General features: G+C 57.6%; 14 protein-coding genes. 7 read left to right on the top strand and 7 right to left on the bottom strand.

Annotated elements, in window-relative coordinates; translation table 11 throughout:
• Positions 1-39 precede the first annotated feature (39 nt).
• Positions 40-762, bottom strand: coding sequence for a tRNA (cytosine(32)/uridine(32)-2'-O)-methyltransferase TrmJ (gene trmJ, locus G5306_RS01020; protein ID WP_337072071.1), 723 nt, complete (start codon positions 760-762; stop codon positions 40-42).
• A 187-nt stretch (positions 763-949) separates the two neighbouring features.
• On the opposite strand from trmJ, the gene G5306_RS01015 reads away from it, so the two are divergent.
• On the top strand, positions 950-1,366 hold the full coding sequence (locus G5306_RS01015; RefSeq protein ID WP_005351023.1) for a hypothetical protein: 417 nt from the start codon (positions 950-952) through the stop codon (positions 1,364-1,366).
• Here the strand turns inward: G5306_RS01015 and ubiT are convergent.
• Positions 1,319-1,852, bottom strand: coding sequence for a ubiquinone anaerobic biosynthesis accessory factor UbiT (ubiT, locus tag G5306_RS01010; protein ID WP_005344837.1), 534 nt, complete (start codon positions 1,850-1,852; stop codon positions 1,319-1,321). The two genes, G5306_RS01015 and ubiT, sit on opposite strands and share 48 nt — an antisense overlap.
• 189 nt (positions 1,853-2,041) lie before the next feature.
• Here ubiT and ubiU point away from each other — a divergent pair, with 189 nt between their 5' ends.
• On the top strand, positions 2,042-3,037 hold the full coding sequence (ubiU, locus tag G5306_RS01005; RefSeq protein WP_421312096.1) for a ubiquinone anaerobic biosynthesis protein UbiU: 996 nt from the start codon (positions 2,042-2,044) through the stop codon (positions 3,035-3,037).
• Between the two features lie 11 nt (positions 3,038-3,048).
• Positions 3,049-3,921, top strand: a complete 873-nt coding sequence (locus G5306_RS01000; protein ID WP_421312094.1) for a U32 family peptidase — start codon at positions 3,049-3,051, stop codon at positions 3,919-3,921.
• Between the two features lie 82 nt (positions 3,922-4,003).
• Here the strand turns inward: G5306_RS01000 and ppsA are convergent, their stop codons facing one another.
• Positions 4,004-6,376 (bottom strand): phosphoenolpyruvate synthase, encoded by a 2,373-nt coding sequence (gene ppsA / locus G5306_RS00995; protein WP_421312092.1) that lies wholly within the window; start codon positions 6,374-6,376, stop codon positions 4,004-4,006.
• A 347-nt stretch (positions 6,377-6,723) separates the two neighbouring features.
• Here ppsA and ppsR point away from each other — a divergent pair, with 347 nt between their 5' ends.
• The gene (gene ppsR / locus G5306_RS00990) at positions 6,724-7,536 is read left to right on the top strand and encodes a posphoenolpyruvate synthetase regulatory kinase/phosphorylase PpsR (RefSeq protein WP_005333888.1); all 813 of its coding nucleotides are present in this window, start codon (positions 6,724-6,726) and stop codon (positions 7,534-7,536) included.
• A gap of 238 nt (positions 7,537-7,774) precedes the next feature.
• Here the strand turns inward: ppsR and G5306_RS00985 are convergent, their stop codons facing one another.
• A complete protein-coding gene (locus tag G5306_RS00985) occupies positions 7,775-8,113 on the bottom strand; it encodes a hypothetical protein (RefSeq protein ID WP_235671494.1) in 339 nt (112 codons plus the stop codon).
• 344 nt (positions 8,114-8,457) lie between these two features.
• Here G5306_RS00985 and G5306_RS00980 point away from each other — a divergent pair, with 344 nt between their 5' ends.
• Complete coding sequence (locus tag G5306_RS00980) at positions 8,458-9,840, top strand: amino acid permease (RefSeq protein WP_421312090.1); 1,383 nt, start codon at positions 8,458-8,460, stop codon at positions 9,838-9,840.
• Between the two features lie 88 nt (positions 9,841-9,928).
• Here the strand turns inward: G5306_RS00980 and G5306_RS00975 are convergent, their stop codons facing one another.
• Positions 9,929-10,255 (bottom strand): ArsR/SmtB family transcription factor, encoded by a 327-nt coding sequence (locus G5306_RS00975; RefSeq protein ID WP_128815807.1) that lies wholly within the window; start codon positions 10,253-10,255, stop codon positions 9,929-9,931.
• A gap of 106 nt (positions 10,256-10,361) precedes the next feature.
• Here G5306_RS00975 and G5306_RS00970 point away from each other — a divergent pair, with 106 nt between their 5' ends.
• The gene (locus tag G5306_RS00970) at positions 10,362-11,432 is read left to right on the top strand and encodes a permease (RefSeq protein ID WP_421312088.1); all 1,071 of its coding nucleotides are present in this window, start codon (positions 10,362-10,364) and stop codon (positions 11,430-11,432) included.
• Positions 11,433-11,559: 127 nt separating this feature from the next.
• On the opposite strand, the gene G5306_RS00965 is transcribed toward G5306_RS00970, so the two are convergent.
• A complete protein-coding gene (locus tag G5306_RS00965) occupies positions 11,560-11,898 on the bottom strand; it encodes an HAD family hydrolase (protein WP_323912126.1) in 339 nt (112 codons plus the stop codon).
• Positions 11,899-12,033: 135 nt separating this feature from the next.
• Positions 12,034-12,231: a hypothetical protein gene (locus G5306_RS00960; RefSeq protein WP_323912128.1), complete on the bottom strand. Its 198-nt coding sequence runs from the start codon at positions 12,229-12,231 to the stop codon at positions 12,034-12,036.
• 204 nt (positions 12,232-12,435) lie between these two features.
• Between G5306_RS00960 and G5306_RS00955 the strand changes: the two genes are divergently transcribed.
• A complete protein-coding gene (locus G5306_RS00955; protein WP_216953960.1) occupies positions 12,436-13,989 on the top strand; it encodes a methyl-accepting chemotaxis protein in 1,554 nt (517 codons plus the stop codon).
• Positions 13,990-14,031 lie beyond the last annotated feature (42 nt).

Here is a 14,031-nt window from a genome sequence, read left to right as displayed (position 1 = left end):
CCAAATCAGTCAAGTATATGGTTGAGTAAATCAGTCGGATTAATCCGGTACGCGCGCTTTCTGCACCGAGGTCAGAATACCGCGCAGAATGTTGAGCTCCGCCGCTTCCGGCCGAGCCCGATTGAACAAGCGACGCAGCTTGCTCATCACATGACCCGGATGATCATCAGCAATAAAACCGGTCTTCATCAGAGTTTGTTCCAGGTGCTGATAAAACCCTTCCAGCTGGGCGGCACTCGGATAGGCCATCTCATCTTCAAGCTCGGCGGCCTGCCCCTGCAGCCAGCGCATCCGCACTTCGTAACAGAGGGTCTGTACAGCCATGGCCAGATTGAGAGAGCTGTAATCAGGATTGGCCGGAATGGCCACGTGGTAGTGGCACTTTTGCAATTCGTCGTTGGTGAGACCGGTGCGCTCACGACCAAACACCAACGCAACCGGGTGCTGCATCCCCTCAACCACCGACTTTTCGCCGGCCTCACGGGGATCGAGCATGGGCCAGCTCAGGGTTCGAGAGCGGGCGCTGGTGCCAATCACCAGACCACAATCGGCAATTGCGTCGTCCAGCGTCGGGACGATACGGGCATTGGCAAGCACATCGCTGGCACCAGCCGCCAGGGCGAAGGCATTGTCATCCGGCAAGGCTTGCGGATCAACCAATACCAGCTGAGTCAAACCCATGGTCTTCATGGCTCGTGCCGCAGACCCCATGTTGCCGGTATGAGAGGTGTTTACCAAAACGATACGAATCTGATCCAACATGCCCAGTCAATCTTCAGTCAAAAATGGCGCGCAATTGTAACATAAGAGAACACAATGTTGGCACCGTAAAAGCCGAGCCATTTCAGAACAAAACTACCCGTTTGTATAACAAACCAGCATGAGGGAAGTGAGAGGGGGGGACTAAACTTGATGGATATCCGATAAACGGCACAGGAGACACCACGCCATGCTTCCTCCCTTTATCTATGAGAGATTGCCCAGCCTCTACCTGCTGGCAGCCATTGCCATTATTACGTTGAGTGAACAGCCCCTGCTCTGGTTTGCAGGCGCCTTGCTGTTTATCGCCGGAGCGGTGACCTGGATGATGCGCTCCAGCTACCGACGTACCGATCTGATTATCTTTCCGAGCAAACGCTGGCTACAGCCGGAGTGGCTGTATGAAGCGCAACCCTTTATCTGGCTGGCTGCGGGGCTGGCCATGTCACAGCTGCCCGCCCCTGCGGCACTCATCGCCTTGGTGCCCTGTCTGTGGGCCTGTCGTTGCCTCTGGGCACGGCACCATTATCGTCGCCATGCCCATGGGGTGATTGTCCACTTAAGACGGGATCCCGCCCGGCGCCGTCTGCACCGGAGCCTGCGCTGACTCGGTGCGGGCGCGTTCGATAAACGTCGCCAGATCCATCAGGGGATACTTCATCAGGCTTGGCAAGCCATCGAGATCCAGACTGTCCATCAGGTTTTTCACCTCAAGGCCCAGTTCGGTATCCCCTTCTATCTTCAACTTGCGCTGGAAGAAGAGCGAATCCGGATCCTCTTTGCGACCGGCAATCAGGATCAGGTCGTTGGCGGTACCGCTGAAGCAGACATCGGCCTTGTCACACTCGCGAGCTACCACCAGCTGGCCATTCTGCTCACTGATAAACCAGCACAGCTCCAGATCAGAGACTTCGACTTTCAGCCACTTGTCTGCCAGAAACTCGAAATCACCATCTTCGATAGCCTCTTTGAAAACCCGGGCCAGCAAACTCTCCATCAGCTGCTTTTGCAGATTGAAGGGAACCAGCTTGAGGGGATGGCGCAAGAAGCGCGGAGCCTGTTCGACCAGGCGGCGTTGCAGTTGTTGAAACACGATAGACTCCCTTTTTTGCGCATTCAAACACAGGGAGAGTGGCAAGATCCTGTTGGAAATCAAACTTGTGCAGGGTTACCTCAAGAAGGGTAAAGCCACACAAAGCTGCCTCAGGTCAAAAAGCGGGAGTGCATGGCTGCATACAATCAGGGCTCGTTTGCCCTTCATATGCACTCTCGGAGCGTACCAATGGAATTACTCTGTCCGGCAGGCAGTTTGCCGGCACTGAAAACCGCCGTGGATAACGGGGCCGATGCCGTTTATATCGGTTTCAAGGATGACACCAATGCCCGCCACTTTGCCGGTCTCAACTTTACCGACAGCAAACTGGAGAAGGCGGTAGATTATGTGCATCAACATGGTCGCAAGCTGCATATTGCCATCAATACCTTTGCCCATCCTGGGGCCGATACTCGATGGAAACAGGCGGTTGATCGCGGGGTGGCCCTCGGCGCCGATGCGTTAATCATCGCCGATCTCGCCGTGCTGGAATATGCCAGCCGCCACTACCCCGAGATGGAACTCCATGTCTCGGTGCAGGCCAGCGCCACCAATGCCGCCGCCATTCGCTTCTATCAGCAACAATTCAATGTCACACGGGTGGTGCTGCCCCGGGTGCTCTCAATGCATCAGGTCAAGCAGCTGGCCCGCGAGACCGATGTTGGCCTTGAGGTATTCGCCTTTGGCAGCCTCTGCATCATGGCCGAGGGGCGCTGCTATCTCTCCTCCTACATGACTGGCGAGAGCCCCAACACCGTCGGCGCCTGCTCACCGGCCAAGTTCGTCCGTTGGGCAGAGACCCCGAATGGCCTCGAGTCGCGACTCAACGAAGTGCTGATCGACCGCTATGGCCCGGGCGAAAATGCTGGTTACCCGACCCTGTGCAAGGGGCGTTTCGACGTGGATGGCCAGACCTACCACGCGCTGGAAGAGCCCACCAGTCTCAATACCCTGGGTCTCTTGCCCGAGCTGTTCAAGACCGGGATCCAGTCGGTCAAGATTGAAGGGCGCCAACGCAGCCCTGCTTATGTGGAGCAAGTGACCCGGGTCTGGCGTGCGGCCATCGATGCCTATCAGGCCAATCCCGAAGCCTATCAGGTCGAAGCCGAGTGGGATGCCCAGCTCGCCCGCGTCTCCGAAGGTAGCCAGACTACCCTCGGCGCCTACCATCGTCAGTGGCAATAAGGAGTCCACCCATGCAATTTTCTCTCGGGCCCCTGTTCTTCTACTGGCCCAAAGCCGATACCGAAGCCTTTTACCATGCCGCCGCCGACAGTCAGGCCGACATCATCTATCTGGGGGAGACAGTCTGCAGCAAGCGGCGCGAACTCAAAGTCGATGACTGGATTGCACTGGCCCGTCAGGTGGCCAGCTCCGGCAAGCAGGTGGTGCTCTCGACCCTCGCCCTTATCTCCGCCCCTTCCGAGCTCAAGGAGGTGAAGCGACTGGTCGACAATGGCGATCTTATGGTCGAAGCCAACGATCTCGGTACGGTGCAACTCGCCTGGGAGGCAGGGATCCCCTTCGTCTGTGGTCCCGCCATCAACGCCTATAACGCCGATGTGCTGCGCATGCTGCTCAAACAGGGGATGAAACGCTGGGTCATGCCGGTGGAGCTCTCCCGTGACTGGCTGATCCAGCTCAATCAGGATCTGGGCCCCCTACGCGACCAATTTGAGGTGGAGGTGTTTGCCTACGGCCATCTGCCGCTCGCCTATTCGGCGCGCTGCTTCACCGCCCGCTCCCTCGACAAACCGAAAGATAACTGCGAGCTCGCCTGCATCAACTACCCCACCGGACGACTGGCCAACAGCCGCGAAGGGCAACGGGTGTTCAATCTCAACGGGATCCAGACCCAGTCCGGTTACTGCTACAACCTGGGTAACGAGCTGGCTGGTATGGAAGGTCTGGTAGATGTGGTCAGGCTTTCGCCGCAAGGGATGGAGACGCTGGAGATGCTGGCCCGCTTCAAAGCCAACCGGCAGGGCCAGGCTCCCCTCTCCTTGCAGCAAGGAAGCGACTGCAACGGCTACTGGCGCCAGATCCCCGGCATGAGCCTGGTGGAATAAGCCCAAGGGCAAAACATAAGATAATAGCGATCAAAAGGGGGCCATTAGGCCCCCCTTTCTAATCACTCATGTCGATAGTGACTTACTTGGCGCCATGCTGCTCCGCCAGATAGAGCCAGGTATCGACAACTGTATCGGGGTTGAGCGACACCGAGTCGATCCCCTGCTCCACCAGCCAGGCGGCGAAGTCCGGATGATCAGATGGGCCCTGACCGCAGATCCCCACGTACTTGCCCGCCTTGCGCGCAGCCTGGATCGCCATCGCCAGCAGCGCCTTGACCGCCTCGTTACGCTCGTCGAACAGATGGGCGATTAGCCCGGAATCCCGATCCAACCCAAGGGTGAGCTGGGTCATGTCATTGGAGCCGATGGAGAAGCCATCCACGTGCTCGAGGAACTTGTCTGCCAACAGGGCATTGCTCGGGATCTCGCACATCATGATCACCTTGAGCCCCCGCTCGCCGCGGCGCAGACCGTTCTCGGCCAGGATGTCGATCACCTGCTCCGCCTCGCCCACGGTGCGCACGAAGGGGATCATCACCTCGACGTTGGTCAACCCCATCACATCGCGCACCCGCTTGATCGCCTCGCACTCGAGGGCAAAGCAGGGGCGGAAGCTATCGGCGATGTAGCGGGATGCGCCACGAAAACCGATCATCGGGTTCTCCTCGTGGGGCTCGTAGCCACGACCGCCCACCAGATTGGCGTACTCGTTGGACTTGAAGTCCGACATCCGCACGATCACCCGCTCCGGCCAGAAGGCGGCCCCCAGAGTGGCGATCCCCTCGGTCAGCTTGGCCACATAGAACTCCCGCGGGCTGTCGTAACCGGCGATCATCTTGGCGATGGTGGTCTGCAGCTCTGGGGTTTGCTGGTCAAACTCCAGCAGCGCCTTGGGGTGCACGCCGATCATCCGGTTGATGATGAATTCAAGGCGCGCCAGCCCAACCCCTGCATTGGGCAACTGGGCAAAGTCGAAAGCGCGGTCCGGGTTGCCGACGTTCATCATGATCTTGATGGGCAGGCGCGGCATATTGCCCACCTCGGTCACCGCCACATCGAAGTCCAGCTCGCCGTCATAGATAAAACCGGTATCCCCTTCCGCACAGGAGACGGTGATCCGCTGGCCCGGCTGAATATGGTCGGTGGCGTTGCCACAGCCGACCACCGCCGGAATGCCCAGCTCGCGAGCGATAATGGCGGCGTGACAGGTGCGGCCTCCCCGGTTGGTGACGATGGCGGAGGCCCGCTTCATGATGGGCTCCCAGTCCGGGTCGGTCATGTCGGTAACCAGCACGTCGCCGGGTTGCACTTCGTCCATCTGGCTGATGGAGGAGATGACCCGCGCCGGGCCCGCGCCAATCTTGTGACCGATAGCCCGCCCCTCGATCAGCACCTTGCCCGCTTGCTTGAGGGCAAAACGCTCGAGGGTGTTGGCCTCCTGGCGGCTGCGCACGGTTTCCGGGCGGGCCTGCACGATATAGAGCTGGCCATCCTGACCATCCTTGGCCCACTCGATGTCCATCGGGCGGCCATAGTGCTGCTCAATGATGAGGGCCTGTTTCGCCAGCGCCATCACCTCCTCATCGCTGATGCAGAAGCGGCTGCGCTCGGCCTCATTGGTGTCGACAATCTTCACCTGACGACCATGACCGGCATCGTCAGAGTAGGTCATCTTGATAAGCTTGGAGCCGAGGGTCTTGCGTACCACCGCCGGGCGGCCCCCCTTGAGGGTCGGCTTGTGCACATAGAACTCGTCCGGGTTGACCGCGCCCTGCACCACCATCTCGCCAAGACCATGGGCGCCGGTGATAAAGACCACGTCGTTGAAACCGGACTCGGTATCCAGGGTAAACATGACGCCGGAGGCGGCGAGATCCGAGCGCACCATCCGCTGCACCCCGGCCGAGAGGGCAACACCCTTGTGGTCGTAGCCCTGATGCACCCGATAGGAGATGGCGCGATCGTTGAACAGGGAAGCAAACACATGCTTGACCGCCGTCATGACGGCATCGATGCCACGTACGTTGAGGAAGGTCTCCTGCTGACCGGCAAAGGAGGCGTCCGGCATATCCTCGGCGGTGGCGGAGGAGCGCACCGCAAACGAGGCCTCGACACCGGCACTCAACTTTTCATAGGCAACCCGGATAGCCTGCTCCAGCTCGGGCTGGAACGGGGCTTCGATCACCCAATCGCGGATCTGCTGACCGGCCCGGTTGAGGGCGGCGATATCGTCCACGTCGAGATTGTCGAGCAGATGGTGGATCTTGCCGTTGAGGCCGCTTGACTCCAGAAACTCGTTAAACGCAAAGGCGGTGGTGGCAAAGCCCCCCGGCACGGATACGCCGGCGCCAGAGAGGTTGCTGATCATCTCGCCAAGGGATGCGTTCTTGCCGCCAACTCGTTCTACGTCCTGCATTCCGAGTTGTTCGTACCAGAGCACGTACTGTTGCACTTGGATGTCTCCAGGTTGGTGGGCACCGATGCCATAGCACCTCGTGCGCCCGATTTAATCGATGAGGTTATGGGTAAGTCAGGTGCGTTATTGTCTGTTTCTTTTGTTGCCAACGACAATGAAAACGTTTTCTACTGATTTTCAAAAAAATCCCCGAGCAAGAGTTGGGGATGGTCGAATGACCGGAACATTCTACAATGGCGACACAAAAAGATAACGATTCAGGTTTGCAAGCCACTTCACAACTTGGGCACAGCAGACCGGTTGACAAAACTGGTATGGTTTCGGGAGATACTTCTCACCCCTTACCCCATGCGACCCCACCCGCGGTATCACAGGAGCCCTACGTGCACACCGTATTTTATGTTTCAGACGGAACCGCCATCACCGCCGAAGTGTTCGGCCACGCGGTACTGAGCCAGTTTCCGCTGGCCTTCGAGCAGATCACTATCCCCTTTGTGGAGACACTGGAGAAAGCCCGTCAGGTACGGATGCGGATCGACGAGCAGTTTCGCCAGACCGGGGTACGCCCCATTCTGTTTCACACCATCGTCGACCCGCTGGTACGGGAAGAGGTACTGAAATCGGAGGCGTGCGGCCACGACTTTCTCAATACCTTCGTCAGCCCGCTGGAGCAGGAGCTGGGGGTCAAAGCCGAGCCCCGCCTCCACCGCACCCACGGCATGGAGAACCGCAAGCTCTATGACGATCGCATCGAGGCGGTCAACTTCGCACTTGCCAACGACGATGGCATCACCACCAGGGAGTACGATGAGGCGGACATCATCCTGATCGGGGTCTCCCGCTGCGGCAAGACCCCCACCAGCCTCTATCTGGCGCTGCAGTTTGGCATTCGCGCCGCCAACTACCCCTTTATCGAGCAGGACATGGGGATGCTGGAGCTGCCCGCCCCCCTCAAGGCCAACCGTCACAAGCTGTTTGGCCTCACCATAGCGCCGCAGCGGCTGCACGAGATCCGTAACCAGCGCCGTGCCAACAGCCGCTACTCCTCCATCGAACAGTGCGAGCAGGAGCTGGCCTGCGTGGAGCGACTGTTTCGCCAGGAGGCGATCCGCTTCCTGGATACCAGCTCCCACTCGGTGGAGGAGATCAGCGCCAAGGTTCTCGAGGCAACCGGTCTGCGCCGCCAGCTCTGTTAAGCCAGCTTGACAGCTATCTGCATCAACAAAAGATAAAAATTACAGTGTCGCGGCGAAAGTCAGCTGTGGCGAACTGCAATTCACATAGATGGCAGTGAAAAGCATGGATAAAAAGGGATAAGCACCACAAATACTTGTCCCTCTTCTTGTCGACCTTGGCGTTGTGCCCTTGTCACCCGCTGCCAGTTAGCCGCTATTCGATTCCGTTCTGCTGCGCTCGGCAAACAGCCAGCGTTCACTAACGATTGAGCTCAGGGTTGTTCATCAACCGGGCATAGAAGGCCAGCAAACCGTGGCGCAGGCGAACCCGCTCCGCCAACCAGCCGCCAACGAGCGCCCCCGTTACCCCACCAACCAGCAACAGCGGCTGCCAGTAGTGCAGCAACTCCTGATCACCGAGTAACAGCCAACCCAGCAACATAATCGCGGCCACCAGCAACAACAGCGGACTGGCGGCAATCCCTAACCAGAGCGCCACCAGCACACTCCGGGCAACCCCTTGTTGCAGCACGCTTTCGCGTTCCCTGTGCTCCAACTCCCTGCACTCTTCCTTGCACTCCCGCTTGTTTGGCATCATTTGCATCCATTTGTGGCTCGGCACAACAAAAGCACACCAACAAGACAAAATGTCAACAAAACAGAATTCGATTGCACAAACATCAACCAAAAACTACCAACGTGCCTCTTCAGATCATGAAAAAGCTGCCATTGGTACAAAATACGGCCATTCGAGATGGAAAATAGGTGCATTCATGGCGGATTATCACTATTCTGCTTCGGTTGCCAGCCAACACTAAAAATTGAAAACGGCATGGCGTAACGAAATAAATACAGATTTCGTCAGGTTTTGGCTACGCACTGCGGCCTGCTCAGGATGAGCCCAACACCGACCAGAGACAACAGAGACGTAAGGACAGACCCATGGATTTGAAACAAGACGGTGAGGAGCTGAAGCGCGGCCTTAAAAACCGCCACATTCAGTTGATTGCTTTAGGCGGCGCCATCGGCACCGGCCTCTTTCTGGGCATTGCCCAAACCATCAAGATGGCAGGCCCCTCGGTCCTGCTGGGGTATGCCATCGGCGGCTTTATCGCCTTCCTGATCATGCGCCAGCTCGGTGAAATGGTGGTGGAAGAGCCGGTAGCCGGTTCATTCAGCCACTTTGCCTACAAATACTGGGGCGAGTTTGCCGGTTTTGCATCCGGCTGGAACTACTGGGTGCTCTACGTGCTGGTGAGCATGGCCGAGTTAACCGCAGTGGGCATTTATGTCCAATACTGGTGGCCCGAGATCCCGACCTGGATGTCGGCCGCCTTCTTCTTCGTGCTGATCAACGCCATCAACCTCTCCAACGTCAAAGCGTTTGGCGAGATGGAGTTCTGGTTCGCCATCATCAAGGTGGTTGCCATCATCGGCATGATTGGCTTTGGCGGCTATCTGCTCCTCTCCGGTGCCGGCGGACCCGAGGCCAGCGTCACCAACCTGTGGGCTCAGGGCGGCTTCTTCCCCAACGGCATCAGCGGTCTGGTGATGGCGATGGCGGTGATCATGTTCTCCTTCGGCGGTCTGGAGCTGGTGGGCATTACCGCCGCGGAAGCGGACAACCCCGAGAAGAGCATTCCCAAGGCCACCAATCAGGTGATCTACCGCATCCTCATCTTCTACATCGGCGCCCTGGCTATCCTGATGTCCCTCTATCCCTGGGGTAAAGTGGTGGAAGGCGGCAGCCCGTTCGTGATGATTTTCCACGCTCTGGACAGCAATCTCGTCGCCACCGTACTCAACATCGTGGTACTGACGGCAGCACTGTCGGTCTACAACAGCTGCGTCTACTGCAACAGCCGGATGCTGTTCGGGCTGGCCAAACAGGGCAACGGCCCGAAAGCCCTGCTCAAGACCAACAAGAGCGGCGTGCCACTGGTTGCCCTCTCGGTCTCGGCCATCGCCACCCTGCTCTGCGTGCTGATCAACTACCTGATGCCGGGCAAGGCGTTCGGCCTGCTGATGGCGCTGGTGGTCTCCGCACTGGTGATCAACTGGGCGATGATCAGCCTCGCGCACCTCAAGTTCCGCAAGGCCAAGGTCGCAGAGGGTGTCCAGCCCAAGTTCAAGGCGTTCTGGTACCCCTTAGGCAACTATCTCTGCCTCGCGTTCATGGCCGGTATTCTGGTGATCATGTATATGACCCCCGATTTCCGCATCTCGGTCGAACTTATCCCCGCCTGGCTGGTGGTACTGGGCATTGGCTTTGTCATCAAGCGCAAGGGACAAGCTCAAAGCAAGGTTGCAGCCAATCTGGGTTAATGCACGCAGTTGAGAAAAACAATGCAAAACGCCGATCGCATGATCGGCGTTTTTTTATTACGCGCAGCACTACTAGCAGCCATAGCCCTCAGGAAGGCAGCTCTTGCCTTTGATCTTGCCGATGCTCCGGGCTGTTGACGCAACACTCATCGCGGAAAAAGGCGATGATCTCCTCCAGCACCGCGTATTGAGAGACGCACAGCAGGGTGCGACTCTCCCGGTTTTGCTTCACCAGCCCCACCGAGACCAGCGCCGCGATATGGTGGCTGAGGGTGGAAGCGGGGATCACCAGCTGCTTTTGCAGCTCCCCCACCGGCAACCCCTGCTCTCCCGCCTTGACCAGATGCTTGAAGATAAACAGTCGGGTCGGATGACCCAGCTCTTTCAATGCCTTGGCGACCTCTTCCAGTTGCATCTCTGCGCCCTCCACGAATTTGATATTTCGATAATACCAGAAATATCTTGACCGACCATTAATTTCGATTATTTTGGAAATATAGAAACCAAGTGAGGATACGACAATGAATGAGTGGTTAACCATGCTGACCGATGCAGCCCAGATGTTCCTGTTTCTGGCTGTCGAGCTGTCGGTGCTGTTTCTGGTCATTAGCGCCGGGGTCAGCCTGATCCGTCAGAAGATCCCCGACGAGAAGATCCAGCGGATGCTGGGGGCCCGCCACGGCAAGGGCTATCTGCTCTCTGCCCTGCTCGGCGCCGTCACCCCCTTTTGCAGCTGCTCCACCATCCCCATGCTGAGAGGGCTGCTCTCGGCCAAGGCTGGCTTTGGCCCCACCCTCACCTTCCTGTTTATCTCGCCACTGCTGAACCCCATCATCGTCGGCTTGATGTGGGCCACCTTTGGCTGGAAAGTGACCCTGCTCTACGCCGTGATCGCTGCCAGCGTCTCCGTCATGGCGAGCATGCTGCTCGACAGGCTCGGGTTCGAGCGCCATGTCATCGACCCCAAAGAGGCCACCCCCTCTTGCGGTAGCGGCTGTGGCCCGGCGACCCGCGCCACCACTCAAGCACATTGCAGTGACAACCAACGCAGCGCCATTCGTGCAATCAAACCCCTCAACGGGGCAGCGTGCTGCCCGGCACCGCAACCAGAGATGGCAGAACAGGCCACCCTCTCCTGCTGCGGCGATGGCACGGCAACCCTGACTCGTGCGCCACAGCTCCCCACCGCCTGGGTCAAAGCTCGCCTCGATGCCTGGCAGCAGTTCAAAGCGGTATTGCCCTTCCTGCTGCTGGGGGTGCTCATCGGCTCGTTTATTTACGGTTTTATTCCGGCCGAGTGGATCGCCGCCCATGCTGGTGCCGACAACCCGCTGGCCATCCCTTTCAGCGCCATCGTCGGGATCCCGCTCTACATCCGTGCCGAGGCCGTGATCCCTCTAGCGTCGGTACTGCTGGGCAAAGGGATGGGGATGGGCGCCGTCATGGCGCTGATCATCGGCAGTGCCGGTGCCAGTCTAACCGAGGTGATCCTGCTCAAATCCATGTTCAGAACCCCGATGATTGCGTCCTTCCTTACCGTGATCCTCGGCATGGCGATCCTGATGGGCTACCTGACGCAACTGCTGTTTTAAACCACCCATTTTTAAGCAGGCAGAGTGTTAAGCCAGCTGAGTGTGAAACCATCAGGCTTCACATAGACAAAACGCCGATCAACAGATCGGCGTTTTGCATGTTCTGTATGACAATCTGCAACCGGCGTTACAGATATTGCCCGACGATGGTGAGCAGATCCTCGACGTCACAGACGATATGGTCGGGTTGGTGTTCCCAGCGCTCCGGGGTCGCGCGGCTCTGCTCGCCAAGCGCCCCTTGCAAATGACGGGCAAACTGCACATCCGCTTCATGGTCACCGATATAGATCAGCGACTGGCACCAGGCTGGGCCGAAGATAGACTCCAGACATTTGAGGCCACCGAAAGGATGAGGTTTTTGCTGCAGTCCGGGCACGTCATCATAGCCGACCACAGCCTTGAACCGGCTGTTCACGCCATGCAGTTCAAGCACCCGGAGAAGGTTTTTTAGGCGTTTTTCGAACAAATGCCATGGGAAATGGCAGAGAAATGGTCAATCACCACCTCCAGCTCCTAAAAAATGCACCTAAGTCCCTGTCTCTCCTGATGTTTGGCTCACTGACTGCCAGCCTGCACTAGGCTCGTCCCGCGACAGGCCGTACTAATCCATATCGAGCGCCTGCCAGTTCTTGGCGGCGTGATTGGCGTGGTGATACTCCGCTTCGCTGCGCAGATAACGAGGTAACTGATCGCCGGTCAGATGGGGGGCGACCTCAGCCAGGATCTGCTTGGCGATATCGATATTCTGCGGCACCGAATTGACCAGGGTGCCGTCATAATTCCATAAAATCGCCCCCAACTTAATTGCCTTACCTGTATCGCTGCGTGGCTATAACTCATGCGATGTTACTTGGCTTGCGTCCCCCGCCAAACCGTTGCGATGGAAGATGTGTAGATGCCCCTGCTAGGCGCAGAACAGTTAATGAGCAACAACACAATAAAATGAGCAGCCTCTGCCATACTCAGACGATGCATTCCGTTATGGTAAAACCGGAGCCTGATCATGGTAACCAACACACCTCACACTACAGATACCGAAGTTGAATTTACCGACAACGTCCAGTTGGTATCGACCACCGATCTCAAAGGAGACATCACCTACGCCAATCCGGCGTTTTGTCAGGTGGCAGGCTATAGCCTTGAAGAGATGCTGGGACAACATCACAACCTGGTACGCCACCCAGACATGCCCAAGGCGGCATTCGCCGATCTCTGGGCCCATCTAAAAGCGGGCAAGCCGTGGCGGGGCATAGTCAAAAACCGCTGCAAAGATGGTAGCTATTACTGGGTTGATGCCTATGTCACCCCGATCTATGAAGATGGCAAGATGGTGGGTTACCAATCCGTTCGTTGCCGACCCTCCGCAGAGCACAAAGCGCGTGCCAACAAGATGTACAAAACCCTTAAGGCACGCGAAACCGGCTCCGCCATTCACATGGGGCAGCGCCTGCTCACTCCGGCCATCATGACCATACCCCTGCTGCTGCTCAGCGTGATTAGCGCGCTCTGGCTGCTCACACCACTGCAGGCGCTCTGGATCATCATTCCCCTATTGGCCACCCTCTGGTTCAACCGTAATGCGCTCTTCCTCACACCGCGATTCTTGCAACAGCTTGAGCAGGACTACGACAGCATCAGCCGCCTGATCTTCTCGGGGGATGCCCCCCACAGCATTGCCGATTTCCATATCAAGCTCTGGCAAGCCAGAATCCGTACCGTGCTGGGAAGAGTCGATGACACCACACTCTCGCTCAATGCCATGGCCAACAATTTGAGTGGTTCGGCCGCACTGGCCAGCAGGGATATCTCCTCACAGGATATGCAAATTCAGCAAGTCGCCACCGCAGTTACCCAGATGGCATCAGCTGCCGAAGAGATCAGCCGCAATATTCAGGACAGCAACCAGCAGATAGAAGAGGCGCGCAACCATTGCATCACCACCAGCAATCAGCTTTCCGATGCGGGAGAAGAGATGTCGGCACTGGCTACCCAGGCAGAGCAGGCCTTCCAGTCAGCCGTCGAGCTGGCAAGCGAGTCCGAACGGATCGGCAGCATCATGAGTGAAATTCGCGGGATTGCGGATCAAACCAACCTGCTGGCACTCAATGCCTCCATTGAAGCAGCGCGGGCGGGCGATCAGGGACGCGGCTTTGCAGTGGTGGCTGACGAGGTACGCAGCCTGTCGACCAGAACCCATAGAGCAACAGAGCAGATCCAGAGCAGCATTGGTCATATCCAGCAAACCCTCGGGGGATGGAAAGAGATGATGCATCTCAATGTGACCAGAACCAATGATTGCCTCGCAACCACTCGGGCAAGCACCGGCAACCTGAATCAGGTCGTGATCGAAATAGACAAGGTCTCTGATTTTTCCAATCAAGTTTCCGCTGCAGCGACCCAGCAGCAAGCGGTGATCGAGGAGATCTGTCGTAATATCAATCAGATATCCTCACTTTCTCACGATAACAGCCTCAAAATCGATCAGGTCAGTAAAACCAGTGCCAACTTGCAGAGCAAAGCGAGCCAGCTCAAGGACCTAAGCCGGACATTCGGATAGCAGCATGCAGATAAAGTCCATGTAAACGAAGGGCCACCCGTC

The organism is Aeromonas sp. 603404 (assembly GCF_049171775.1).
GTDB lineage: Bacteria > Pseudomonadota > Gammaproteobacteria > Enterobacterales > Aeromonadaceae > Aeromonas > Aeromonas veronii_A.
Note: the sequence above shows the minus strand (reverse complement) of the source record. Positions and strands in the feature narration are given on the sequence as shown.

What these genes read in the sequence shown, in the direction of transcription:
- trmJ (WP_337072071.1), bottom strand. Translation starts at nt 762, where the DNA reads ATGTTGGATCAGATTCGTATCGTTTTGGTAAACACCTCTCATACCGGC.
- G5306_RS01015 (WP_005351023.1), top strand. Translation starts at nt 950, where the DNA reads ATGCTTCCTCCCTTTATCTATGAGAGATTGCCCAGCCTCTACCTGCTG.
- ubiU (WP_421312096.1), top strand. Translation starts at nt 2,042, where the DNA reads ATGGAATTACTCTGTCCGGCAGGCAGTTTGCCGGCACTGAAAACCGCC.
- G5306_RS01000 (WP_421312094.1), top strand. Translation starts at nt 3,049, where the DNA reads ATGCAATTTTCTCTCGGGCCCCTGTTCTTCTACTGGCCCAAAGCCGAT.
- G5306_RS00985 (WP_235671494.1), bottom strand. Translation starts at nt 8,113, where the DNA reads ATGATGCCAAACAAGCGGGAGTGCAAGGAAGAGTGCAGGGAGTTGGAG.
- G5306_RS00980 (WP_421312090.1), top strand. Translation starts at nt 8,458, where the DNA reads ATGGATTTGAAACAAGACGGTGAGGAGCTGAAGCGCGGCCTTAAAAAC.
- G5306_RS00975 (WP_128815807.1), bottom strand. Translation starts at nt 10,255, where the DNA reads ATGCAACTGGAAGAGGTCGCCAAGGCATTGAAAGAGCTGGGTCATCCG.
- G5306_RS00970 (WP_421312088.1), top strand. Translation starts at nt 10,362, where the DNA reads ATGAATGAGTGGTTAACCATGCTGACCGATGCAGCCCAGATGTTCCTG.
- G5306_RS00955 (WP_216953960.1), top strand. Translation starts at nt 12,436, where the DNA reads ATGGTAACCAACACACCTCACACTACAGATACCGAAGTTGAATTTACC.